The sequence below is a fragment of the Leptospira sp. GIMC2001 genome, assembly GCF_028462125.1.
GTDB lineage: Bacteria > Spirochaetota > Leptospiria > Leptospirales > Leptospiraceae.
The window spans coordinates 3,357,869-3,383,226 of record NZ_CP115468.1 but is presented as its reverse complement, the minus strand read 5'-3'; the positions used below and the strand labels follow the sequence as shown (position 1 = coordinate 3,383,226).

The 25,358-nt window shown below is 36.7% G+C and carries 22 protein-coding genes and 1 pseudogene; 13 read left to right on the top strand and 10 right to left on the bottom strand.

From position 1 onward, the window contains the following. From O4O04_RS17055 to O4O04_RS17040, 4 genes are read left to right on the top strand one after another with little or no spacing between them, the layout of a single operon-like run. Positions 1-804 carry a tetratricopeptide repeat protein gene (locus O4O04_RS17055; RefSeq protein WP_272532979.1) on the top strand — a complete coding sequence of 268 codons (804 nt, stop codon included), beginning with the start codon at positions 1-3 and terminating at the stop codon, positions 802-804. Continuing rightward, the gene (locus tag O4O04_RS17050) at positions 801-1,826 is read left to right on the top strand and encodes a tetratricopeptide repeat protein (RefSeq protein WP_272532978.1); all 1,026 of its coding nucleotides are present in this window, start codon (positions 801-803) and stop codon (positions 1,824-1,826) included. The genes O4O04_RS17055 and O4O04_RS17050 overlap by 4 nt, the downstream gene beginning before the upstream one ends. Continuing rightward, entirely contained in the window at positions 1,823-3,553 is a 1,731-nt protein-coding gene (locus tag O4O04_RS17045; protein ID WP_272532977.1) for an acyl-CoA dehydrogenase family protein, read from the top strand. The genes O4O04_RS17050 and O4O04_RS17045 overlap by 4 nt, the downstream gene beginning before the upstream one ends. A gap of 12 nt (positions 3,554-3,565) precedes the next feature. Beyond that, the gene (locus O4O04_RS17040; RefSeq protein WP_272532976.1) at positions 3,566-4,741 is read left to right on the top strand and encodes an acyl-CoA dehydrogenase family protein; all 1,176 of its coding nucleotides are present in this window, start codon (positions 3,566-3,568) and stop codon (positions 4,739-4,741) included. On the opposite strand, the gene O4O04_RS17035 is transcribed toward O4O04_RS17040, so the two are convergent. Beyond that, positions 4,738-5,334 (bottom strand): YceI family protein, encoded by a 597-nt coding sequence (locus O4O04_RS17035; RefSeq protein ID WP_272532975.1) that lies wholly within the window; start codon positions 5,332-5,334, stop codon positions 4,738-4,740. The two genes, O4O04_RS17040 and O4O04_RS17035, sit on opposite strands and share 4 nt — an antisense overlap. A gap of 111 nt (positions 5,335-5,445) precedes the next feature. On the opposite strand from O4O04_RS17035, the gene O4O04_RS17030 reads away from it, so the two are divergent. The 4 genes from O4O04_RS17030 to O4O04_RS17015 all read left to right on the top strand — a co-directional run bounded on the left by O4O04_RS17030 (position 5,446) and on the right by O4O04_RS17015 (position 9,169). Continuing rightward, positions 5,446-6,936 carry an adenylate/guanylate cyclase domain-containing protein gene (locus O4O04_RS17030; RefSeq protein ID WP_272532974.1) on the top strand — a complete coding sequence of 497 codons (1,491 nt, stop codon included), beginning with the start codon at positions 5,446-5,448 and terminating at the stop codon, positions 6,934-6,936. Between the two features lie 99 nt (positions 6,937-7,035). Beyond that, positions 7,036-7,536 (top strand): acyl-CoA thioesterase, encoded by a 501-nt coding sequence (locus O4O04_RS17025; RefSeq protein WP_272532973.1) that lies wholly within the window; start codon positions 7,036-7,038, stop codon positions 7,534-7,536. Between the two features lie 116 nt (positions 7,537-7,652). Next, complete coding sequence (locus tag O4O04_RS17020; protein WP_272532972.1) at positions 7,653-8,441, top strand: pirin family protein; 789 nt, start codon at positions 7,653-7,655, stop codon at positions 8,439-8,441. A gap of 20 nt (positions 8,442-8,461) precedes the next feature. After that, positions 8,462-9,169 carry a hypothetical protein gene (locus tag O4O04_RS17015; protein WP_272532971.1) on the top strand — a complete coding sequence of 236 codons (708 nt, stop codon included), beginning with the start codon at positions 8,462-8,464 and terminating at the stop codon, positions 9,167-9,169. Positions 9,170-9,268: 99 nt separating this feature from the next. On the opposite strand, the pseudogene O4O04_RS17010 reads toward O4O04_RS17015, so the two are convergent. Beyond that, positions 9,269-9,532, bottom strand: a pseudogene (locus O4O04_RS17010) (OmpA family protein); the annotation flags it as partial. A gap of 114 nt (positions 9,533-9,646) precedes the next feature. Then, entirely contained in the window at positions 9,647-10,504 is an 858-nt protein-coding gene (gene folP, locus O4O04_RS17005) for a dihydropteroate synthase (RefSeq protein ID WP_272532970.1), read from the bottom strand. 63 nt (positions 10,505-10,567) lie between these two features. Here folP and O4O04_RS17000 point away from each other — a divergent pair, with 63 nt between their 5' ends. Genes O4O04_RS17000 through O4O04_RS16985 form a run of 4 tightly spaced genes read left to right on the top strand, consistent with a single transcriptional unit; the run spans position 10,568 to position 15,618 of the window. After that, positions 10,568-12,565: an OmpA family protein gene (locus O4O04_RS17000; protein WP_272532969.1), complete on the top strand. Its 1,998-nt coding sequence runs from the start codon at positions 10,568-10,570 to the stop codon at positions 12,563-12,565. A 42-nt stretch (positions 12,566-12,607) separates the two neighbouring features. Continuing rightward, positions 12,608-13,732, top strand: coding sequence for a DUF1577 domain-containing protein (locus tag O4O04_RS16995; RefSeq protein WP_272532968.1), 1,125 nt, complete (start codon positions 12,608-12,610; stop codon positions 13,730-13,732). A 45-nt stretch (positions 13,733-13,777) separates the two neighbouring features. Beyond that, positions 13,778-15,100, top strand: coding sequence for a histidine--tRNA ligase (hisS, locus tag O4O04_RS16990; RefSeq protein WP_272532967.1), 1,323 nt, complete (start codon positions 13,778-13,780; stop codon positions 15,098-15,100). Continuing rightward, the gene (locus O4O04_RS16985; RefSeq protein ID WP_442915973.1) at positions 15,091-15,618 is read left to right on the top strand and encodes a phosphatase PAP2 family protein; all 528 of its coding nucleotides are present in this window, start codon (positions 15,091-15,093) and stop codon (positions 15,616-15,618) included. Before hisS ends, O4O04_RS16985 begins: the two co-directional genes overlap by 10 nt. 222 nt (positions 15,619-15,840) lie before the next feature. On the opposite strand, the gene O4O04_RS16980 is transcribed toward O4O04_RS16985, so the two are convergent. Then, positions 15,841-16,830 carry a polysaccharide deacetylase family protein gene (locus O4O04_RS16980; protein WP_272532966.1) on the bottom strand — a complete coding sequence of 330 codons (990 nt, stop codon included), beginning with the start codon at positions 16,828-16,830 and terminating at the stop codon, positions 15,841-15,843. A gap of 445 nt (positions 16,831-17,275) precedes the next feature. Here O4O04_RS16980 and O4O04_RS16975 point away from each other — a divergent pair, with 445 nt between their 5' ends. Next, positions 17,276-17,491, top strand: coding sequence for a hypothetical protein (locus tag O4O04_RS16975; RefSeq protein ID WP_272532965.1), 216 nt, complete (start codon positions 17,276-17,278; stop codon positions 17,489-17,491). A gap of 80 nt (positions 17,492-17,571) precedes the next feature. Here the strand turns inward: O4O04_RS16975 and O4O04_RS16970 are convergent, their stop codons facing one another. The 6 genes from O4O04_RS16970 to argJ are packed head-to-tail and all read right to left on the bottom strand — an operon-like array spanning position 17,572 to position 25,351. Continuing rightward, positions 17,572-18,696 carry a Re/Si-specific NAD(P)(+) transhydrogenase subunit alpha gene (locus O4O04_RS16970; protein ID WP_272532964.1) on the bottom strand — a complete coding sequence of 375 codons (1,125 nt, stop codon included), beginning with the start codon at positions 18,694-18,696 and terminating at the stop codon, positions 17,572-17,574. Between the two features lie 14 nt (positions 18,697-18,710). Beyond that, complete coding sequence (locus O4O04_RS16965; protein ID WP_272532963.1) at positions 18,711-19,646, bottom strand: UDP-glucuronic acid decarboxylase family protein; 936 nt, start codon at positions 19,644-19,646, stop codon at positions 18,711-18,713. Between the two features lie 5 nt (positions 19,647-19,651). Then, positions 19,652-20,545: a M50 family metallopeptidase gene (locus O4O04_RS16960; RefSeq protein ID WP_272532962.1), complete on the bottom strand. Its 894-nt coding sequence runs from the start codon at positions 20,543-20,545 to the stop codon at positions 19,652-19,654. 5 nt (positions 20,546-20,550) lie between these two features. Next, a complete protein-coding gene (locus O4O04_RS16955; RefSeq protein ID WP_272532961.1) occupies positions 20,551-22,941 on the bottom strand; it encodes a PP2C family protein-serine/threonine phosphatase in 2,391 nt (796 codons plus the stop codon). Further along, positions 22,938-24,203: a hypothetical protein gene (locus tag O4O04_RS16950; protein ID WP_272532960.1), complete on the bottom strand. Its 1,266-nt coding sequence runs from the start codon at positions 24,201-24,203 to the stop codon at positions 22,938-22,940. Before O4O04_RS16950 ends, O4O04_RS16955 begins: the two co-directional genes overlap by 4 nt. Beyond that, entirely contained in the window at positions 24,200-25,351 is a 1,152-nt protein-coding gene (gene argJ / locus O4O04_RS16945; protein WP_272532959.1) for a bifunctional glutamate N-acetyltransferase/amino-acid acetyltransferase ArgJ, read from the bottom strand. The genes O4O04_RS16950 and argJ overlap by 4 nt, the downstream gene beginning before the upstream one ends. Positions 25,352-25,358: the final 7 nt, after the last annotated feature.

The following is a 25,358-nucleotide window of genomic DNA, read 5'->3' as shown; positions in this document are numbered from 1 at the left end:
ATGGGCGATCTAAATCCCAAAAAAATATTCAACCAGGCTGTTTCTAAGGAATCGGAAGGGAATCGAGATGCGGCAATTCAGCTCTACCAATCTGTCTTAAAACAAGATCCAAACTTTTTGCAAGCATGGTTGAACCTGGGTTCTTTGTTTTTTAAGATGGATCGCCTGGATGAATCGATCAAAGCTCTAAAGGCTGCTCTCAAAATCGATCGTCGATATCTTCAAGGGCATCTTTTACTCGCCCAAATCTATAAAGAACTAGATCAAGAGAAACAAACTGAAATCTATCTCACGAATGCATACAAAATAGATCCGAAAAATAAATTTGCCTTAGGAGCCTTGTCTATGTTTTATTACGACAAAGGACTGTTTGCTGAAAGTCTAAAAATGGTTAATCAATATCTCAATTTTTATCCTGATGATAAGAATTTAAAGATACTAAGAACAGATATTCTTGCAAAGCAAGGAAATTATAAAGAGAGTCTCAATGAACTTACAGAACTTGTACAGAAAGATATGAGTTTTGTTGCTTTTCAAAATACTGTAAAAAAATCTCTCTCAGGTGAAGACGAGATTATGAGAAAGCATGTGGATGATTTGGCTAAGAAAACAAAATCCAAGATTCGGGAATTCCGAGCGAAATTGGATCTTTCTAAAGAAAATCCAGAAGATTTTGCACCGCCTGACCCACAAGATGCAATGGATCTCAGTCTTCTTTATCTATTCCAAGGCGATTCAGAAAAAGCGATGAAATATTTGGTCTATGCAAAAAAAGCCAATGAAGAATCTAAGAAGGAGAGATGATTTTATTTAGCTTTAGATTTATTGCAGGATTTCCATACCGTTTATTAGCTGCGGTCTTTTTTGTCTTTTTCTTGAACCAATGTTCATTTCCCATCAAACACGCAGATGCTTTAGAAGTTGATGATAAATTTATATTTCTAGACAGCCGATCCGTTCCCATTCAGCAAATGAGAAATCCTGACATGGCTCGGAGTAATTTAAAAATATTGATGGCGTTATCCAATCCAGATTTTGCTGAGAAAAACAATTTAGCAGTCCTACACGCAAAGGCTGGGCAATTGGATCTTGCGGAAAAGTCCTTTCGTTCTCTGCTCATCCCTAAACCGAAAGACTATACCCCATTTTTAAATCTCGTTCGCATGTACTATATCATTGAAGAATATTCGGAAGCGAGATCATTTGTATCGGATTGGGTTCGGCGCGAAGGAATTCAACTCGAGGAATTCAAAAGGATTCTAGATTTATTTTATAAATCCTATCGACTCAAAGAACGTGGTATGCTTTTGGAAGCAGTAGAGAAAATTCCTGGATTCGAATTGTATGCTTGGATCGAATTATCTAAATATTTTTTGAATGAAAGAGATTTATCTTCGACTGAATATTATCTACAGAATATTTTAACACTCAGCCCCTTTGATGAAGATGCGTTAATGGGAATGGCTGAGTTAAGTCTGGATATGCGAAGGTGGCAGGAATTGGTGGACTATGGTAAGGCACTGAATCTAACACCCAATGGTAAGAAGAAATCTTTTTTCTATATCGCGAAGGGATATTTTGAGTTGGGCAATTACAAAGAAGCTCTTTCTTGGATTGACAAGACTCCAGAAATGGAGAGAGCCAATTTAGAATTTCTTATTCTCTGGCGAGATACAATATTGGTTTCTAATCCAAGAGCTTCACTTGAGCCAATCCGTAAATTCTTTCGCATAATTCAAGCAAATGGATATGAAGAATCCGAAGAAGCTTTTCTTCCCACTCTGTATCCCAAGGGCCGTGAAGTTATGGAGGGATTGATCAAATGATACAAGCAAACTATTACGAAAAAAACGATGACCTTAAAGAACATTTTGAACACATAATTGATTGGAAAGAAATCGTTGATATATACGAAAACAATTTTGCGGATGCAAAGGAATATTCTAAATCTGGAAATTCTAGATTGGAAATGGCTCCAAATAATCTTGAGGAAGCAATCCAGTTTTATCAAGAAATTCTTCGATCGGCTGGTGAAGTCTCTGGAATGTATGTCTCTCAAGCGGCTCAAGAAATTGATTACAAAGGACTGAATTTTGAAAACGGCGTTGTTACACATCCAGAGATCATGGTGGAGATGATTCGGAAGTACCAAGAAGCTGGTTTGATTCCCGTTGCATTCCAGAGAAAATATGGTGGGCTTGGAGTACCAAATGTTGTCAAAGCTATCATTACTGAGATTATGTATAGATCTGACACTTCGACAACTATTGCCACTTCAAGCATTGGGCTTGCAGTAATCTTAGAAAAGGTCGCAACTGAGGAAATGTGTCAAGAACTCATTCCGAAATTTATTGACGAAAATTATTCTGGAACAATGGGTCTATCAGAACCCGATTTCGGATCTGATTTGCCTGAAGTAAAAACGAAAGCTATTCCCGATCCTAACAATCCAGGAAAATGGCTACTAACGGGAAATAAACGATACCAGACTCTTGCTTGCGGTGTGAATGGCGGTCCAGGTATGACTTTGGTTCTTGCAAGAACAGGAACTCCTGAGTCTGGTGCAAGAGGATTATCATTCTTTATCGCTGAGAACAAGGATTATGAAATCACGGGAATAGAAAAAAAACTCGGTCTCAAAGCCTCAGCAACATGTGAAGTTGCCTATGAAAACACTCCTGCAATTCTCGTAGGCCAACAAAACTATGGGCTAGTGAAATATGTTATGGGAATGTTGAACGGAGCGAGACTGAGCGTATCCAGCCAAGGAACTGGTATCTCGACTGCAGCATTTTGTGAAGCAGAGAAATATGCAAAAGAAAGAATTCAGTTCGGCAAACCAATTATAGAAATTCCAGCAGTTAAGAAGATGTTGGATTACATGGAGCGAGAAATCGCTGCTATGCGATGTTTTATGATAGAAGCCGCTTATTCTGTTGACAAGTATTTATGGATTCAAGACCGAAATCTTCCGAAAGATAGTCCAGAATTTATTGAAGCAAAATTTTGGGAAAAAGTTGCGAACACTTTGACACCCATATCAAAATACTACAATTCGGAGACAGGAATTCAAGTTGTAAATACAGGATTGCAGGTATTGGGTGGGGCAGGCTATACAGAAGACTATGATCTTGCTCGCCTATATCGTGATATCCGAATAACAAATATCTACGATGGTACAACCCAGATTCAAGTCAATGCTGCAATTGGTGGAATTACAGCTGGAATGTCAGCAAGTGGAGTTTTCCGAGAATACATTGAAAGATTAGAAAAACAGGGTAGTGGATCTAAAATGGTTCAATCCATCAAGAAAAGCTTTGAAGAAGTTGTGACTACTTTTAAAAATATTGAATCTCGAGAAACCAAAGAGAAGTATTCATTTGAAGTGGTGGAGTCTGCTGCAAGGTTGCTATTGAGCTTACTTATGGATCGAGCTTATGCAAAATCTAGCGAAGAGAGAAAAGCTGTTAGAGAAAAATGGAATCAAGCTTTTCACATTGATTCTCTTGCGATCTGTCAGAGTAACCTACTCAAATTGAATCATCCGTCTTGAGGTAGAGGTAGTATGGATTTAGAAATTTCACAAGAAGTCAAAGACATCCAGGCTCGTGCTAAGGCCTTTGTTGAGGAAGTTGCTATTCCCGCGGAAGATAAATACGATTATGCGCGTGGACGAATGCCCGAGGATCTTGTACAAGACCTCCGCAAAGAGGCTAAAAAGCGAGGATTGTGGACAGCCCATCTTCCCAAGTCAGAGGGCGGTTTGGGACTTGATCTTGTGGGAACTGCATTGTTTTTCAGTGAACTCGGTAGATCTCCGATAGCTCCTTATTTATGCAATTGCGATGCACCTGATGAAGGCAATATGCATTTACTGCATCTTGCCGCAAGTGAAGAACAAAAAGAAAAATACTATAGACCGTTAGTTGAAGGAAAAATTCGATCTGCTTTTGCTATGACGGAACCACCGCCTGGAGCAGGATCAGATCCAACTAGCCTTGCAACTAACGCAGTAAAAGATGGCGACCATTATGTTATCAACGGTCGCAAATGGTATTGCACAGGTGCCAATGGAGCTGCCTTCTTAATTGTTATGGCAAAAGTGAATGATAGTTTTCGTCGTACAACGATGTTCCTGGTTCCAACCGATGCAAAAGGTTATACAATGGTGCAAGAAATTGACGTGCTTGGATCTCATGGACCGGGTGGACATTGTGAACTGAATTTTGATAATGTACGAGTTCATGAATCTCAGATTTTGGGCAAGGTAGCAGAAGGATTTCGTTTATCTCAAGAGAGACTTGGACCTGCTCGTTTAACGCATTGTATGCGATGGATTGGACTCTCCCGTCGATCAATGGAAATCGCAAGAGAATATGCCATTGGGCGCCATTTATTTGGAGGTAAACTCGCTGATCAACAAGGGATTCAGTGGATGTTTGCCGAAGCTGGTTTGAAAATTGAATCTGGATATTTATTGACTCTAAAAGCTGCCGATCTATTGCGAAAAGGACAAGATGCACGCCAGGCAATCTCTCTTGCCAAATGGCAAGTAAGCGAAACCCTCAATCATTGCGTTGACCTTGCGATTCAAGTTTGCGGATCTCATGGATACAGCCGTTATATGAAGCTTGAGTTGTTCTATAGGGATGCACGTGCTGCAAGAATCGCTGACGGTCCAACCGAAACTCATAAAATGGTGATTGGACGCAATTTAGTTACAGGGAAATTTGGATTTTAAGGATGCCCGTTAATTTTCGTTTTCTGAAACTGGAAAAGCAATTCTATCTCGTCACGCACATCTGCAATTACTCCTCCAGCAACAGTTGGTGGGGTGATCCCAAAGGTAGATAATTTAGTTTTTAAATTTCCTTGATAGAAAATATTGCCATCTTGAGTGAAACCCTTCACGGTAAAAATTACTGGATGTTGTTTTCCATTGATTGTCAATTTTCCAGCAACTGAATCGCTATCATTCATGATTTTCTTGATGCGTTGCGTTGACAAAGGTTCCGATTCGAGAAACATAGTCGGATTTTCTTTACCACCCAGAAGTTCGGTGACTTCCTCGTCTCGAGTTGGTTCGTCGCTATCAAATTTATTTACAGGAAATGTTCCTTTCAGAACTATTCCTCCAGCTAATTTAGTTGCTGAAGTAGTAATCGAGCAATTCTTACCGACCGGTGCTGAATTACTAAGTAAAAACATTTTCTTGCTCGCTCTCCAAGCAATACAGTGCTCTTGTTCCGTGAAAACTTTTTCTTGAGCATGCAGATCACCCTGAATCATAAATGCGCTAAAACCTAGAATTAAAAAGCTGTAAAGTTGTCTCATAGCATAATCTCCAATCACATATATCGAATTGCAATAAATATAAAAGTGAATTCAACCAATAAGTGCAACAAAATGATTTGTAAAAAATTTGAAATAAGTTTTTGTTCAACTATGAAGTATAAAAATGTTTTGTTAACAAATCTTCCATCACTTGTCGTTCTACTTTCCAATTTATTTTCTGTGGTTCTGAACCAGGTTTTATTTCATTTTATTGTTCGCAATGAGGAATCGGCTGTTTTTGATTCATTCCAAAATCAATATTTTCTTTACCTTTTGATTCCCGCATTTATCGTTCCACTTGTTCTCTTTCAAATTTACCTCTACCCGATAACTAAGAATTTCATTGATGGAAAAGAATTTAGTACCTCTCTCAAGAAAAAAGTCTTAAACATTCCCATGTTAGGCTCTCTGATTGGATGTGTTGGATGGGTGATGGGATCAGTAACAGGTTCCATAATTATGGAAGTTCTTCAGATTCCCCTCAGCAATGGAACGAGAATTGCTTTTGTTTTCGTTTCCTTTTGTAATACTGTGTATGCTTTTTCACTTTCTTATTTTACATCTGACTACTTCTGTAAACGATATTTATTTCCGAAAATATTTGGCATTGATGAAATCTTTCATATTCTAAAGTTTACGAGATCTGGATTGGTAACAAGATTTGGTTTCTATTTTTTTTCCGTGACAATTTTCCCTTTAGTAGTTATCTTTTTCGTTTTTCTGTCAATTTCTTCTGAGGATTTAGAACAGAATAATATAATATACTTATTTTCCCTCATGCTTACATTTCTTGTATCTGGTTTGATACTTAGTTTTTTTATTTTGCAGTCCTTTCGTCGTCCACTAGATGAGATCAGAGATTTTGCTCAGTCAGTTCGTAAAGGTGATTATGATAGAACGATTTTTGTTGATTCGACAGATGAGATAGGATCTGTAAAGCATACGTTGAATTCAACGAATCGAGAATTGAGAGATAAAGAAAAGATGAGAGAATTATTTGGTCGCATGGTAGACAAGAGAGTTCGCGATCATCTCCTTAATAATCCAATTGAATTAGGAGGAATTAAGACCAATGTAGCTGTTATGTTTACGGATATTAGAAATTTTACGAAACTAACTGAGACCATGGAACCTGATTCTGTTGTAAGTTTTCTGAATAAGTATTTTGAAGTGATGAATAATTGCATTGAGAAGGAGAATGGCGTGCTCAATAAATTTATTGGTGATGGGATTCTTGCATTCTTTGGTGGAATTATACCTATGGAGAACCCTGCTGAAGCCGCACTTTCCTGTGCAAAAAATATGATAGAATCTTTATCGGATTTAGAAACATCGGATACAAATATAAAAATTGGAATTGGATTGCACAAAGGTGATGTGATTGCAGGAAATGTTGGTTCAACAAATCGAATGGAATTTACAGTGATTGGAAGTGCTGTAAATTTGGCTTCAAGATTGGAAACATTAACCAAGGCTTTAGGATCGCCGATCGCAATGAGTTTAGACTTTGTTCAAAGTCTTCAACATTCTGGTTACGATTCTAAAGGTCATCATTCCATAAAAGGGATAGCGGAAAAGATAGAAGTATTTACTCCAAGATAAAAAATATACTTTAAATTATGGAATTTTTTTGAAACTTATAAATATTTTCGAATGGGAATTTTATCTTGATAGATTGTAGATAAGAAATCTTATTGAGTCATGTCTATTACTGAGAATATAATTTATAAATCTCCTGAAGAAAGTTCTATCGAAACTCGATATGTTGTTATGCCCGATCACGCCAATCATTACGGGACAGCGTTCGGGGGTGTCATAATGTCCTGGATCGATATGGTAGCTGCCATGGTTGCACAGAGGCATTGCGGCAAAGAAGCAGTCACTATTAGTGTTGATCGTCTAACATTCATTCATCCAATCAATATAGGTGATCATGTTATTCTCAAAGCATCAGTTAATTATACAGGTAATACTTCGATGGAAATTGGAGTTCAAGTTTTAAAAGAAAATCCTTACAAACCAGAATTGGTTAGGACGACTACGGCATATTTGACATTTGTTGCCCTAGATGAGAATAAGAAGCCAACGAAAGTTCCAACGATTCAACCAAAAACAGCAGATGAAATTCGCAGATTCGAGAATGCTAAGTTGAGAATTGCGACTATGAAAGAACTTTCCAAGAAAATTAAGTCCAAGCAATAAAAAAATGAATTTTTTCAGAACATCCAATATTAGTTTAATGTCAAACTAATATTGGAACTCCCAAAAATCACCGAAACATTTGTGATTCTCGGAATGCTTTCAATAATGGAGGCGACATGAAAACACAAGAAAACCAAGGATTAAAAACTGAATCTAGAGAATTTACAAAGCTGGATGAATCCAACTCTATCTATTATAAAGCTGATTCGCGAGGGTTTTTTGATTTTGGATGGTTAAAAACCTACCACAGTTTTAGTTTTGGAAGTTATTTCGATCCAGAGAGAATTCGTTTTGGAGCACTGCGCGTTCTGAATGATGACAGTATCGATGCCGCACAAGGTTTCGGAACACATCCGCATGACAATATGGAAATTGTCACAATACCTTTGCTAGGTGCACTTGCTCATAAAGATAGTATGGGCAACACGGAGATCATTCGTAAAGGTGAAGTGCAAATTATGTCAGCAGGAACTGGAATTACTCATTCTGAATTCAATGCTTCCAATGATGAAGACGCTGCCATTTTACAAATTTGGGTATTGCCCAAGAAGAGAGGAATTGCACCACGATACGGCCAGAAAGTTTTTCCAGGAAACGAGAGACAGAACCAATTTCAATTGATTGTTTCACCTACGGGCGACGATGCAGCAGAGAAAGGTCCTGTATGGATCAATCAAGATGCATATTTTTCACTTGGAAATTTTGAATCGGGAACCCATGCAGTCTATACTAAAAATTTAACCTCCAATGGATTGTTTATTTTTGTAATAGAAGGAAAAGTGCAAGTCAATGGTAAGATTTTAGATAGGCGAGATGGACTAGGACTCTATCCAAATGTTCAAACTCAGATTGATGCTGTGGAGAATTCGGAGATTTTGATCATCGAAGTTCCAGGTTTTGATTGAGAATTTGGATTTTTGGATGAATGATAGATTGGATGGAAAAAGTTGGATATATGAGTCACTTAGAACTTCTTCCATCCAAGCAAAATCAACCTATCATTGAACAGACGATCGATAAGGAAGCAATTCGTAAATTTTTATCAACCGTAATTCAGTCGGAAACAACTCATGCAAAATGGTTGAATACTCTGTCCATGATGGAGCACATCGGATCTAGGAAAATTCTAATGTCACAGTCGGGGATAAATATTTCCGAGATGGTACTTAAGCATGCTGCCGAGGAATCACGCCATGCATTATTCTTCAAGAAATTAGCCAATCGTGTCTCTAAAAATTCAATCGATAATTTTGATTCCAAAAATCTACTTGCAGGAAGTAGTGCAATAATTTATTTCCAAAGATTGGATGCACTTGTTTGGAGAAAGTTATCCACTTCTTCAATAGCTGATTCGGATATTCAGTTTGTTGCATATCTTTATGTTACAAAAATTATTGAAGAGCGAGCTGTTGAAGTTTATGAGATTTATGATGACTTACTTGAGAATCACAATTCTGGAATTAGTTTGAAAGGAATTCTGAAGGAAGAAGAAGGTCACATGAATGAAATGCAGGAATGGTTGAATCGCTTGGACAGAGATTATAAAATTGTCTGGAGAGAATTATTGGCTTTGGAAAAAAAATATTTCGCGAAGTTTCTATTGGCACTAAATTCGGAAGTCGCAATAAATTAAACTTCAGCTCGAACTAAAACGCACAGCTGAAGCTATTCAATAAATTGTTAAGTCTTAGTTCGTTGCGAAATTTTAAGACTAAAAAAACTAACTAATTTACTTAGTTGCAGCCCATTTACGAATCTCTGTACGAAACCACTCATCTGCTTCAGGAGTAAATTTATAATTGTCTCGAATATAAGCCATTGTGTCTTTCTCAATGTCTGTATAAGCATTACCATCTTTGACTTCATCCAATAATTTTTTTGCATCAGCCATAGAAATTCTTCCATCTCCTTGACCTTTGACTGCTTCATCTGCAGTTTCTAGTAATTCTCTATCGTATTTTTTCCCATCAATTTCTTTGTAGTAGTTGTCTGACATAATTTATATCCTTGCAATAGTTTTGTTTTTAATATTTTAATTAAATAACTAAGTTCCTAAGTTTATTTAACTACCTGAATACTGTAAAGCAAAATTCCAAATTACTTAGCATATTCATGTTTTCAAATTTTGGATTGCATTTATTATAATTTTGGAATGATTCAGTTGCTTGGGTTCATGAGTTCTAATATAATCAACATTTTGTTGCATGGACCATATTTCGGCCGCAAGAGTTGCATGATTTCTGTCAGCGGGAGCGATGTTTCCAAGTATATTACCTAAAAAAGATTTTCTGGATACACTCACTAAAATTTTTCCAAGTTCTTTTCTTAGCAATGTAAGATTCTTGAGTACTGTGAGGCTAAGCTTTGGATCAGAACCGAGAAAAAACCCCATTCCAGGATCATAAATTATTTTTTCGACAGGTATTCCTAAATTGGTTAATTTATTTCTCTTTTCCTCAAAGAAAAATAAAATGTCATCTATGATAGTTTTTGGATCTAACAACGATTCTTTGCTAGCTTTTTGCCCACGATTCTGTGAGAACATGAGTATTAGTTCGGGAATTTTGGGTGAAAATTCTTGTAAAATTTCCAAACAACTCGGATCATTGAGTGCAGTGATATCATTCCAATAATCCAGTCCTCGTTCCATTGATTTACGAAGGATTTCTGGACGAAAGGAATCGATGGAGATTTTAGCTTTCTCATTCTGAATCGTTCTAATAGAACTCGAACTCTGCAACGCATTCCAAGCATCCCAGACTCTGGAAATTCTTTCCCATTCCATATCAACGGAAATTAAACCTGCATCGACATTTGATGATTGTGCTCCAATATCTAGAATATCTGCACCATCAGCAACAAGGGTTTTGGCATGTGCAATAGCTGCATCTGTCGCGAGATAACGACCTCCATCTGAGAAAGAATCCGTCGTGACATTTAGAATACCTAGTATTCGGCAAGATAACATGTTTCCAGTAAGAAATAATGGACAGGAAAATCCAGATTTTTACGATACTTTTACTAGAAAGCTATGAAAAGTTTCTTATATCCAGTCATTATTCTGTTATCCTTTTTCGTAATCATGGGAATCCACTCTGATCAGAGAGATAGCTATCGATATTTTGGTCCTCCTCTAAATACGCAAAATGTTGAATACAATCCGATCATTAGTCCAAGAAATCATTATCTAGTTTTCCAGTCGAATCGTCCTGGAGGCAAAGGCGGAATGGATATATGGGTTTCGGAGAATCGAAGTTATCCGAATCGTATCAAATTCCCAGAATGGGGATCTCCAGAGAATTTTGAAGAATTAAACACTCCATCATTCGAAGGAATGTTTTCGATTCTATTTGGAACTGAAGATGATAGACCTGAGGAAATTTATTTCACATCTGTAGCTTCAGAATTTAGAGACGGATACAAAGGATTGAATATTTATTTCTCTGAGAGAATAGCTGATTCCAAAAACTGGAAGAAACCAATCCATTTAAACGACATCAATTCTAATTTCAACGATCGTATGCCCGCGATATCGCCCAATGGAAAAGTCATTGTATTCAGTTCTGATAGACCTGGTGGATACGGCGGTTTTGATTTATGGATCGCATTTCGCGAAAGCCGATCTTCAAAATGGTCTGAACCTATCAATATGGGAAGTCGCATCAATTCAAACTTCAATGAGATTGTGCCTAATTTTCATTGGGATGGAGAAACTTTATATTTCAGTTCAGATCGAAACAATGCAAATAAGAAATTTAGATTTTTCTTATCCAATTGGTCTGATCAAAATTTCTGTCGTGGGGAAAATTTTGAGAAAGTTATGAAACCTTATCGATTTGATTGCTGGGATGATGTTAAGGAATTGGGGTATCCATTTAATACTCAGGTTTTTTCTCCTGAGACTTCAGTCGGAACTTTTGATAGATATGATCCATCAATACCGCTCAATGATTTCCGCAATAGCGATAACGAAGGAATAAGCATTAGCTATGATGACTTATGGGTTTATTATAGTTCAAATCGTCCGGGTGGTCAAGGTCAATTTGACATTTATAGATCGATCATGCCGGATGATATGCGTAAATCATATGATTTTATTCTCAATGGTTTGGTGTTAGATGGTTCTGAACAGAAAATGATCGGACTTGATTCCACGCTAAAAATCTTCGACGAAACCAATCCTCCTAAAGTGATAACTTCTTCAAGAATCGGTGGAGATTTGAAGCCAATCAATGCAAGTGATAAAGTCAAGAATTTTGAGACAACCATAAAAACGGGCAAGTTGTACAGAATCGAAGTAAGTTCGCCTGGATTTATTCCAACAGAAATCAAAGTAGATTTACGTGGAAATATTGGAAGAAATAAGAGTCGATATGAGACTATCGTATTAGAAAAAATTAAAAAAGAAATACCTAAGCCGGAAGGAATTCTCTTTTCAGTATATGATAAGAAATCAGGAGATAAGATAACCAATGCAAAGCTTATTCTCTTTACCGAAAAAAGCCGAAAAGGTACAGAAATCGAAAATATTAATGGTGAATTTTTTATAAAGGATTATCCTGAAGAAGATTTCGAGATTTTGGCTCGTGCAAATGGATACAAAGACGATACATTTTTCTATAAATTGTCACAAATTCCAGAAATTGTAGGAGAAGAAAATAAATTATATCTTACAAATTTGAAAGATATTGACAAAATTTACTCGACAATAATTTATTTCCCAACTAATGTTGATGAGATCAATTCAGAAGATAGAATCAAGCTTGATCTATTTGCAGAATATCTTATCAAGAATCCTACTGATAAAATTGAGATTGGTGGACATACAGATAATGTTGCTAGCAGAGAATACAATACTAAATTGAGCCAGTCTCGAGCAGATACTGTTAGAAACTATCTCTTAAAAAAGAGTATCTCTGGGGCTCGAATGACAACTAGAGCGTATTACTATTCTCAACCAGCGGAGGATAACTCTACTGCAGAGGGCAGATCTCTGAATAGAAGGGTTAATTTTAAAAAGTTAGAATAGTGATTAATAATTTTATATTGTTTATCGTCTACTATAATACATATGAATGAAACTATCGAATCGAATTCAAGAGTATGGAAAACTGTCAATGAACAGGAATTTATTGATAAGTTCATATTAGAAAAATTCTCCAAAGAATTGTCCATTATCAAAGGGTACGAAAGTTCCAAACCTCGCGCGAAATTTATTTCTAAAAAACCAAATGGAATGTATGTTTTAAAATTAGAAACGGATATTGACGCCGTTGAGAAAAAAGGAACCATCTACTTGACGAATGAGCGTCAGTTGGAGTTGGACTTTGAAATTGTAGAGACAAAAGAAGATCTAGTGCTGATGAAACCAACACTTTTGAAAGTTGCAGAAGCTGATAGAAAAAGTCCACGGATTGGTGGACTTCTTGGCAAAGTAACGGCTGGTAATTTTCTTATTTCCAAGCAAGATATTGAAGAGAGTAAATTATTTGGTGTTTCATCCGGAGTTTTGATCCAAGACATTCATCGTAAAGTTTTAAAGTCTTTTCCTAATTCCAAAGTGATCGTTGCAAGTCAAGGTTCTGTGACAGAAGAGATGGAACTTTCATTCAAGAAATCAAAAGCGATTTTTGTAACAGATACGAATCAAATGAAATCCTTGGATGCGGATGGAATTCTCGATCTTAGGAAAGAATTTGAAGATGAGTTTCTTCTTGAAGATAAAATCCTTGAATACAAAAAGAAAAAGATTTCTTCATTTGTGATTTTTCCAATTTTAATTCCTTTTGGCCCGCCGAAGCATTTTGCCTATTTGACCGTTTCTCAAGAATTGGGATCAGTGAATCCATCTGTTCTGGATCTTTATAAAGAAGTTGAAAATACCTTCTTCCAGAGAATTATGGATTCCAATACCTATACTGTGGACGTGAGGCAGAACATTGTGAATGCTTCAACTCATGGTGTCGCCATTGAGGTGACAGATCGACGTATCAGGGAAGCATTGGCTGTAAAGCCATCCCTAACTGTTGACTTGAATTTCAAAATGCAAGCACCGATTAGGACTGCTCTTGCGGTTCGTCATATCACCAATTGTGGAGATTACGATTTAGTTGGAACCGAAATTGTTGGTTTCAGCGGTGATCCTGATGGTTTGAGAAAGTATAAATCGTATTTAGAATTTATTCAGAAAATTTAACATTCCGGTAGCTATTGCATCCTCCGGAATGAGAGGATGATTAGCTTGAAAGAAAAGTCGGAAAAATTACCCACCTTAGGCTACAAAGGAACAAGAGATTTCTATCCAGATGATATGAGACTGAGAAACTATTTATTCGCTGTTATGCGGAAGGTAGTTGAGTCATACGGATATGAAGAATACGACGGTCCAATGATTGAATCTTTAGACCTTTACCGTGCCAAGACGGGAGAGGAAATAGTTGGCAAGCAAATCTATGATTTCATTGATAAAGGTGGAAGAGAAGTTGCAATTCGTCCTGAGATGACTCCGACTCTTGCACGTATGGTAGCTGCCAAAGCTCGTGAATTACCAAGACCGATTCGTTGGTTTTCTTTTCCAAATCTCTGGAGATACGAGCAACCGGGTCATGGCAGATTAAGAGAGCATTGGCAACTGAACGTGGATATGTTCGGGGTAGATGGCTTTGAAGCCGAACTAGAAATCTTAAAACTCGCTTGTGATATACTGTTTGCTTTCGGTGCTGATAAAACTATGTTTCGAGTTCGCTTGTCACATCGTAAGATAATGGACGGATTTTTTACAAAAGGATTGAATCTAGATCCGGCTAAAGGTCAAGAGCTATCCAAGGTATTAGACAAAAAAAATAAAATCACAGCTGACGAGTATAATTCGGATGTTAAAAGAATTTTACCAGATGATCCTCAAGCTTTAGAAAAAATCGAAAGATTTCTTACTGCTAGTATCAATGATTTGGAATATATTCCTGGGATTGATCTATCTTTAAGAGATGAAATCTCAATTCTTTTTAAATATTTAGATCAATTGGGTTTGGGTGAAGTAGTTGAATTCGATCCTTCGGTTGTTCGAGGATTTGATTATTATACTGGATTTGTATTTGAGATTTTTGATACATCACCGGCCAATAAAAGATCGTTGTATGGTGGTGGTCGATATGACAATTTAACGAGCCTTTTCTCCAATGAAGCTTTATCCGGTACGGGCTTTGGATTAGGTGATGTAACCTTGAAGAACTTTCTCGAAACACATAATCTATTACCGAAATTAGGACGAGAGGATGTGATATGTATTCCATTGCTCGATGAATCATTGCTAGGTGATATCTGTGCAATCGCGGATGAATTAAGAAAAAACGGAATTCAATGTGAAACATTGTTGAATCCAAGCCAGAAGTTCGGTAAGCAGATTACACTGGCAGAGAAAAAAGGATTCAAATACATTCTAATCTGTGGTGCCGATGAAATTGCGAAATCTATTTATGCACTGAAGAATTTACAAGATAGAACTCAGGTAGATTTACCTCGTGATCAAATGATTGAGATATTGAAGAAGGAACTATTTACTTGAACCTTGATATTAGATTTTCTTTGTGGATTAGAGAAACATTTCCAACTGAAAAAATTCGCAAACACCTATCACGGTGGAATAGGGGTGAAGTCTTTTTGATTTTGATTCTACCTGTGTTGTGGTTTGCGGATGGCTTTAAACCTTTTTTTCTTGCCTTACTATATGTTGCACTGGTTGCTTTTCTCAACGATAGATTTGTTCTCTTTCTCAAGAAACTGGTCTCAAGAAAACGCCCACTGTTAAGCGTCGCAGGCAAAATAGATTCGAATCCTGATATGAAGCATTCTTTTCCTTCAGCTCACTCTGCAAATTCACTAACCGTTGTTATGATACTTGTGTTTGCTTTTGGAGTTCATCCTTGGATCTTTATATTCACAATTCTGTCTGGGGTTGGACGCTTGCTGTCCTTACACCACTTCTTGAGTGATGTTATCGGAGGTTGGGTAGTTGGATTTATATCTGGAAGTTTGGGTGTTCTCGGGTATTTGTATTTTCTGAAACCCCTGCTGGAGTTTTGAGATATGAGGTTTATAATTTGGGAGTCTCTGCCAAATCCAAACCATTAAAGTCATTCGATATAGTTAGTTCCCTAGCGCCCGTGCTTAAGGGCGGGGGCTAGGGAAATCAAACAACCGATTCCATTATTAGAAAATTCAAACTAATTTTGTCTAAAAGAAAATCACAACTCGATTTAGTTTGTTTGAATAAAAAGGCACAGTTCCTCTACTTATAAAAAATCTTCAGTCTTCTACGAATTTTATTCTGTTCTTCCAAGAAGGCTTTATTTTATCTATATCAGATTTTCTTATGGAAACAGTTTCAGGATCGCCATCACTAATGAAAGTCTTGCCAGTGCTTTTAAGCTCCTTAAAGGCTCTTTCGACCCCAGATTTATTACCATGCACTCTTCGAATATGCATAGTATCATAATCATTGGAATATATCGAATGGCTCAATCGATTGGAATAGTCAAATATCAATTCATTATGATATGAGATTCCTTTATATTCCCCTTTTCTCAATCTAGATCTATCAGGTTCCTTTGGATAAATTCCATAAGGCAATGCAAGAGCGTACATTTTGTATCCAGGTAAAATGTCTGTTACGTCCTTTTGACATTTTGCAATCTGTTCTTCTATGAGTTTCGAGTATTGTTTTAAATTCGCATGCCAATGAGTATGGTTGCCAATCTCGTAGCCATTTTGTACTAAGAAATTCAGTTTTTGATTTCTAAATTCATTTTGTCCAAAAAGATTGTTTGGTTGTTTTGAACCTGGAGTTACAAAAAATACAGCTTTAGGAATGAATCCTTTGTATTTGCTTTTCAAATCTTCTAAGATTCCGATTGCAGAGTTCTTTGCAATTTTTCCATCCTTCGTCATTTCGAATTGGTAGATCGAGGAATCATCAAAAGTCAGCAGGACGGGTTTTTTACCAAATGGTGATGTAATCTTACCCGATCGAAATTCTTGAAGGCTAATCAAATGGAAGTCATTCTTGATCAAATAGATTATATCATCTCTAAAACCTGACACTGTTCGAGTATATTCTGTATCTTCATCACCTAGTTTGTGATATGTTAAGATAAGAATTTTGCCCAATTCATTGGGGGTTATTTTAGTCGCTGGATCCGCTTGCTTTTTAGAAGAAGAATCAGCGCTTGAAATCTTGAGAGGACTGAAAATGATAATTCCTGATATAAGAATTAGGAATAGTTTTTTGTTAAGCAATTTATTATCCTTATGGTGATTGATTGGATTCGGTCTTTAAATATTTGGTATAAATACAAAGTCGCGATTTAATTTATGAATTAATTCCTAATTTAAGAATTCGGCAGTTTCTAGAAAAATGTCAATCGAGAAATCTTTCTAGAAGGTTCTTTAGTATAAGGGTAAAGGGAAAAATTTTCCTTTTGTAAAATTATCTTGAGACAGTTTGGCAAAAAAGAATTATTAACTATGGCAGAAAATTTTGTAAGGTCGATCTATACCGTTTGTAATTGTAATACCCTGGACGAATTAAAAATTCGTTTTGATTTAATTCAAAATGGAAGATTCCCCTTTTTTCTTGAAAAAGAAATAACCGGGGGAATATTTTTTTAAACCAAATCAAAGCTATGGTGGCAAAGGATCATATTCCGGTAAGAAAATATCTAGAAAAAAATTTGAAGAGATTATGAATCAGGATTATATCGTCCAGGAATTTATCGAGCCATCTACTCGCAGTTTCCAAGTGGAGGGAGAGGCTATGGATTTTAAGACAGATTTCCGAGCTTATATCTATGATAAGGAAGTTTTTTTATTAACCAGTCGCCTCTACCAAGGTCAAACCACAAATTTCCGAACCGCCGGGGGAGGGTTCTCTCCTGTGATTATGATTCCACAAATTTAACGGGGCTTATATTCTAAAATGAAATCCTAAACATTGTAGAATATAAGCTATATCAAAAAATTCTTAATAAAATTTTGATTCTATTCACCTAGAGCAGCTTTCGTTGGCTTATGTGTAATTTCGCCATTATGAGCAATGCAAGTCCCTGCAATAACTTCATCGTTGAAATCCAAATTCACTTGGTTTTCTTTCATTAGCAGCTTCAGGAAATTCAGAATGTTTTTGGCAAACATCTTGCTCGCATCAGATGGCATGGTGGAAGGAAGATTGGAATTTCCGATTATAGAAACTCCTTTGTGATTGATCGTTTGGTTATCCACAGTAAGTTCACAATTTCCACCCATGATAGAAGCCAAGTCTACTATAACTGATCCAGGACGCATCTCTTCAACGGTTGCTTTTGCAATCAGTTTAGGTGCAGGTTTACCTGGAATTAAGGCTGTAGTAATAATTACATCTGCTTTGGATGCAAATTTATGAATCGCTTCTGCTTGTCTTTGCTTGTATTCATCTGATTGTTCTACCGCATAACCACCAGCTTGCGATGCATCAGCGGCTCCTTCAACCTCGACAAATTTTGCTCCAAGACTCATGACTTGTTCTTTTACTTCTGGTCGAGTATCAAAAACATCGACAACAGCTCCAAGTCTTCTAGCTGTCGCAATAGCTTGAAGTCCAGCGACTCCTGCACCGATAATTAACATTCTGGTTGGAGTGATCGTTCCCGCAGCAGTGGTAAGCATTGGAAAGAAGCGGCTGAGAGAAGTTGCAGCAAGTAGAACAGCTTTGTATCCAGCAACGGTTGCTTGAGAGGACAAAACGTCCATACTTTGTGCGCGAGTAATCCTTGGAATCGTATCTAGACTGTACAAAGTCAGCCCTTGGCTATTCAATTTTGCAATTTTATCTTTGTTGTAAACTGGTTGAAATAGGGACATGAGGCTCTGGCCTTTCTTAAGAGCAGAGCTTACTTCTTCTGTTGGAAATTGAACGCAGGTAATCAAGTCGGATTTCGAAAGAACTTCAGACCTTGAACCAACAGTTGCACCCGCAGCCTTGTACTGATCATCTGAATGAAATGCTCGGTCTCCGGCTCCTGTCTCAATGATTACTTCGATTCCTATTTTTTTTAGAGCATCAATTACATCTGGAGTGATTGAAACGCGATTCTCGAAACTTTCTTCTTTGATTATACCTAGTTGCATATATACCTAATTCTTTAGTTCAGATTTTGTTTAAAATATTCAATTGCTTTTGCGAGACCTTGTTCCAACTTTACTTTTGGTTGAAAGTTTAATTCTTTCTTTGCAAGTGTCAAATCGGGTTTTCTTCTACTTGGATCATCGGAAGGTAAATCCTTGTAAATGATTTTTGATTTGGTTCCAGTAAGGCGTACAACATGTTCGGCAAGCTCTTTAACAGTGAACTCTCCGTCATTACCTAGATTGACTGGTCCTGTGAAATTATCCTTTTCCATCATCGAAATGATTCCATCGACCAGATCATCAACGTAACAGAATGAACGGGTCTGGGATCCATCACCATAGATAGTGATGTCATTGCCCTGAAGAGCTTGCACAATAAAATTACTTACTACTCGACCGTCGTTTGGTAACATTTTTGGACCATATGTATTGAAGATACGAATGACTCTAATATCTACATAATGGTTTCTATGATAGTCGAAGCAAAGAGTTTCTGCAACTCGTTTTCCTTCATCATAACATGATCTGATTCCAATAGTATTTACATTTCCCCAATAAGATTCATTCTGAGGATGTTCTAAAGGATTGCCATAAACTTCACTGGTTGAAGCTTGCAAGATTCTTGCATTAACTCGTTTAGCAAGTCCTAGCATATTCATCATACCTAAAACATTTGTCTTAATTGTTTTTATAGGATTGGATTGATAATGAACTGGAGAGGCTGGACAAGCCATATTATAGATTTGATCTACTTCTATCTTTAGTGGGTCAGTGATGTCGTGGCGAAGAAATTCAAATCCTTGATTATTCAATAAATGGGAAATATTTTTTTTTCTACCCGTATGAAGGTTGTCGAGGCATATTACTTCGTTGCCTTCTGCAATCAATCTTTCGCATAAATGGGAACCTATAAATCCAGCTCCACCAGTGATGAGAATTCGTTTACTCATAGTTCTTAAGTCATTTCAGAATCTTTCTGAAATCCGTCCACCAATTCTCCAGTCAAAGGACGACCGTTCAAATCCAATCCTCTCGCCAAAAACCAGTCCACAACCTCAGGTGTGAGTTCGCCAGGAAACATTTCTTGGAAATTAGGATCGATTCCAGATGGGGACTGACTGGAAGGTTCATGCATAATACCATCACCGTGGCTAATGGATCGCATAACAAAGCTATAAATGGTTCCTATACTGATCAGTGACCAGGTGATCGCAACCAGATATCCAAGGATCAGAACGGAAGCCGGAGGTTTATCGTGTAAGTTTACATTATATCCTGTAAGCCAGTATGCAAGAATTCCAGCATCTGTTTGATGAACATGCCTAGCAAAATCTGAGAGATCATAAATGCTGTATAGAGAAATTGTTGTGCCTAGGAAAACCAATGCGATGGAGGATAAATGTTTTCCAAGAAAGCCAGCAAAGAAAATTCCAAGCGACCAGGCGACACCGACCGTATAAGCAAATTCTCCTACGTTTGAATACTTCATTGTAAGAAGAAAAACAAGAATTGCTAAAAGAATCAAAGTGGTTTTTGTATTTCTTCCCGTGAATCCTTTATAGAGTAAAACTCCACCGATAAGTGAGGTTCCAAGATATCCTGCAGATACCACAAATAGAAAAGAACCGCGAAGTGTTGATGGAAGAGTCACGGTTTCCCCCGATTCATCTCCATGAATGGCTATGTTTTTTACATCTCCACCAGTCAACAATGCTGCAACTGCATGGCAAATCTCATGAATCAATACAACAAATTCTTTTACGCTAGCCATTAGCGGATGATCCCAAAATGAAATCAAGCTGAGGAGTAGCGACAAGAAGAGAATAAATTGAAACGAACGACTAGACATTGCAACTACTTAATACTATCGGAAGATAGTTGTTTGGAAAGTAGCTCAATTGCTACGAAAGTTGAATCGTCAGTAAGTTCTTTACCCTTACGGAATACTTCAAGTCGATCTTGCAAAAGTAGTGGCATCTCATCAGCCGAGAGATGGTAATTTTTGCGAAGCACATCATATAGAGTTTCTTCTCCAAACATAGACTCTCCTTCCCCAAAAGTTTCTGTTACGCCATCTGAATAAATTATTAATTTCTCAGCATTGTTCAGTTGTAAAACTCCAGTCTTATATTCAGTTTCGAGAATTCCTAATACTCTCTGAGTCTTGTTGTATGGCTTCAAATATCCATCTTCTGTAACTACAATAAGTCCAGGATGTCCAGCATTGATATAGGTAAAAGTCTGAGTTTTGGTATTTAGAATTCCACCAAGAAGAGTCATAAATTCGTTGCCACCATACTTTTCTTTTAGGAAATGATTGATGTTCACAAATATTTTTTCTAGATCATCTTCTGTGTTGATCATATCTCTCGTGATTGCTTTAATCGCTGTTACTATATAACCAGTTCCCAATCCATGTCCTGATACATCGCCAAGAAATATTGCTACTTTTTCTGGATTCAAATTGATGATATCCAAATAGTCACCACTTATCTCAACAGCCGGAATGGAAAAGTATCCAATTCGTAAATATTCAGATGGATTGCTATCGATAAGATTGAGTGTGTGATCGAGAACAGATGCAGTATGCAGTTTACGCATGATTTTTTTCTTTTCTATCTCATCAGCAAGTAGTGAGTAATTATCCAGAAGCATGGAAGCGAGTCTTGATACTTCCCGAATATATCGAAGTTCGCCTAAACTAAAATTCTGTTTGTCAACTTTTTCACCGATAAGAAGGATCGCTTTGTTTTTCTTCTTTTCTTTGCTGTCTCGAATAGGAAAGGCGATCTGTATTCCCATCTTGCTTAAGTATTGGAATAGACTTTCTCTTAGTCCAACGCCATATGTTAGGTGAGATGTAACTGTTACTTCTTTGGATCGCAGAAAGTATTTCCAGATTTCTGAATTGGTAGAGATTCGAGTAAAATTTATATTTCTCAAATCGGCATTGGCAAATTGATCCCCAGGAATCAGAAGCATGATCTGATTTACATTTAGCGTCTCCATCATATTTCTATTAATTCCACCAACAATGGATTTCATTGAAATGGGTGATGAGATTTGTGAGGAAATTTTCTCTAAGCTTGCTGCCAGATTTGCATTCTTCTTAAAGCTATAATAATTAACGAGTTCCCTAAATGCCGATCGAATCGGAATCAGATAGATAATTGTAATCAATAGAAAGAAAACATTAAAATACCTGGAATCAATAAGTATTTGAATCGAAAGATATTGCTTTAGAATAAATGCAAGAACGATATAAGTTCCGACAACAGATGATACCAGTAGCAGAGCAACAATCGTAGGATTGAAAAAAACTTGGATAGGAACTAAACTATATCGATATGTTCCATAAATAAATGAAGATAAGAAAACTAGAAAAATAATAAATAAATAGAGTCGATCATATGCCATGATTCCTAATGGATCATAGAAAACAATTGTCACTGGAACAAAACCTAGCAATAAGAGAGAAAATATCAGACTCATTTTGCGAATGAGAATATTCTTTTGTTGGTGATAACTTCCAATATCATAAACAATTGAAGCGACTGATAAGATAATGGATCCCAGTAACAGAATCAATCCACCAAACCCAACTCGAATCACCAAATCAAAATTCTCACTTTCCGTTTCGATTACAAATCCCATAACAGCAGAGACGACTAGTTGAGGGATTATATATTTTGTTGGAATCTCCTTGCCTCGAAATCGAAAAGATAGATTGAGCAAGGAAAAGCTAAACATAAAAAGAAAAAAAGTAAAAAAGAAAAAATATTCATCGAAGGCAATATACAGAAAGTTACAAAGCAATAATGCAGCGGCATTGAGAAAAAATAAAAATATATATGTATCTCGAATATGGTAAAAAAACCAAAAAGCAGTAATAAAAGCAATAAGCGAAGTGAGTATATCTGCAGAAAAATAACGAATAATATCGAATTTCTTTATATTAAAAAAGAAGAACCTTCCTATCTGCTCACTTTGATTTTTATCATAGATTCTAACTTCATGCTCAGCAAAGCTAAATTTTGTATTTAGATCTTTTGCGAAGGCAACATCATCCATGGAAATTTTATTTCCCCAGAATTCTTTGAATTGATCATTGATGTTAAGAACCAATCCATTGGGATAATAATAAACTGGAAGGCGATAGATGTTCTTTTGTAATCCAACTAAGATTGCAATCAAACCAAGAAAAAATATTGCAGTTGATATGAATAATACAACTAGATCTCTCACGCTCGACCAATCCTCATAAATAAACGATTTCTTAAGTCAATGGAAATTGGATATGAGTTAGCGTTGATAAAATTTTTCCATCCTATAGAAGTGATGGAGATATCGGGCTTCTTAACTTCATATACTTTAAAAAGGTTTCCTTCGTGAAGAATTTCAAGATTGCCTCCAGCTTGAAATTTTCCAAGTAGATATCCGTATTTTTCTTTCCATTCTACTTTTTGAAAAGTTTCGCTGATCATAGTCTTGATTTCTATAAAGTTGTTGGCCTTGCCGCGCTTGAGTCTCGAATACAATAATCCTAGAATATAAGAATGAAGTAATCCAGCACTTCTCGGCGGACCACCTGCCGAAAGAATGAGAAAATTCCATCGGTTGTCTTCTGTTTGAAAGAATTCAATTAGAGTAGATGGATCAAGTCCTGTAAATTGAATAGATAGCTCATCAATTTCGGGAACTTTGCCTTTTTGCAAAAGATTCTGAATTCGCTTTGCGGATTCTTCTTCTTGCCTATATTTTAAATTTTCAACAATATGTGCCGAAAGATTTTGGTTATGAATGACAAGCGCGCATTGTCCAGACAGAACGATTAATTGATGTAAGGCTTCTCGATCTGGGATATTCGATACCGCCAAGAAACCAAAGATTTTTTCTCGGAAGAGAAAAGGAACAATGAAATCAGCTCGTAGAGCTATAAAATCAGAATTGATTTCTGGATGAGAAACCGTCTCCGAAATGCTCACGCCATTTTTGAATTTTAATAAGAATTGCATTAGCTGATTCATTGGAGTATTTTCATTTCGAGTGGGAATTTTTTTTTGACGACCACGATTGTATGTGTAGATATCAAAAGTTCCATCTTCTTTTAAAATTCCCAATTTGCCAGATTCCGATCCGGAAATCTTCACCATATCGGGAAATACGGATTTGATTAATGAATTGTTATCAAATCTCTTATAGGCAAAGCGTGAAACAGATGCATCTTCTAGAAGATATTCAGATAAGAATATACCTTTTAGATACAAAGAGAATTTCTCGAATATAGGAAGGAATACAACCGTACAAATTGTAAGTGTAAGTACCATTGCGACTTCTAAATTAAAATGAATATCTTGCGGTAAATTTTTGAGTAGACTCCAATAAATTAGAAAAGAAATCACAAGAAAAAGAAACCTTGTCGCAAATACTATAAGAAATCTTTTTACTTGATAACCTGACGGTAAAATTCGAAACCAATACTTTAAAAGAGAATCAACTGAATTCATGTTGTATAGTATGCGTTTTCTTGAACATAGCCTTCAGTTAGGTCGCAGCCGTAGAATCGCTTGCTAATGTTTCCTTGCCCAAGTTCAACTCGAATCAAAATTTCATCATTTGTTTTTAAATATTCGGATAGAGCTTTTTTCTGATGATTATTTGCTTCTTTTACAGGTAGATCACCAAAGAAGATATTGAATTTATCATATGAAATAGGTTCATCAAAAACCTTTCCCACTGCCATAATCAAGCGACCCCAATTTGGATCAGCTCCATAGACTGCAGTTTTTACTAAAGGTGAATTGAGAATCGATTTCCCGATCTTTCTTGCCTGCTCAACATCTCGAGCTTGATCCACCTGGACTATGATAAGCTTTGTTGCACCTTCACCATCTTTTGCGATTTTCTTAGTTAATTCAATACTAATATCTAGTAAATTTTTTCTAAATACTTCCGTAGGCAACGTTCCGGATAAGCCAGATGTCATGATCACTACTGTGTCACTCGTTGAAGTATCGCTATCAATCGATAGACTGTTGAAACTTTCATCGACAGCGTATTTGAGATCAGAATTGAGATCACCTTCTGTATGGAAATCGGAAAATATATAAGATAACATTGTTGCCATATTTGGCTCAATCATTCCGGCACCTTTCGCAATTCCATAGATAACGCCCGTTTGGTTGTTATGTGTTATATTCCTATAGGCAATTTTTTCTTTCTTATCCGTAGTCATGATCGCGTGTGCGACTTCTTCCAAGTTACCAGGTTTGAGATTTTCTTTTGCGGATCTGCAGGCCTTGAGAATTTTCTCAATAGGTAATGGAACACCAATCACTCCAGTGGAAGAAGGGAGCACATCTTTCGATTCGATACCCAGAGATTCAGCAACTGCGTCACAAATATCACGAGAATCTTGGAGACCCTTGGCTCCCGTTGCGACGTTCGAGTTTTTGGAATTGATTACGATTGCCTGTAGTTTTCCATCTTTTACATTTTCTCGTCCAACCACAACAGGTGCGCCAGGAAAATTGTTTAAAGTAAAAACCGCGGAAGCTTTGCAAACCGTCTCAGAATAAATGACTGCGAAATCGAGTGTATCATCCTTGATACCAATATTTTTTCCAAATGAATGGAATCCTTTAGGAAATGTCATAGCTATA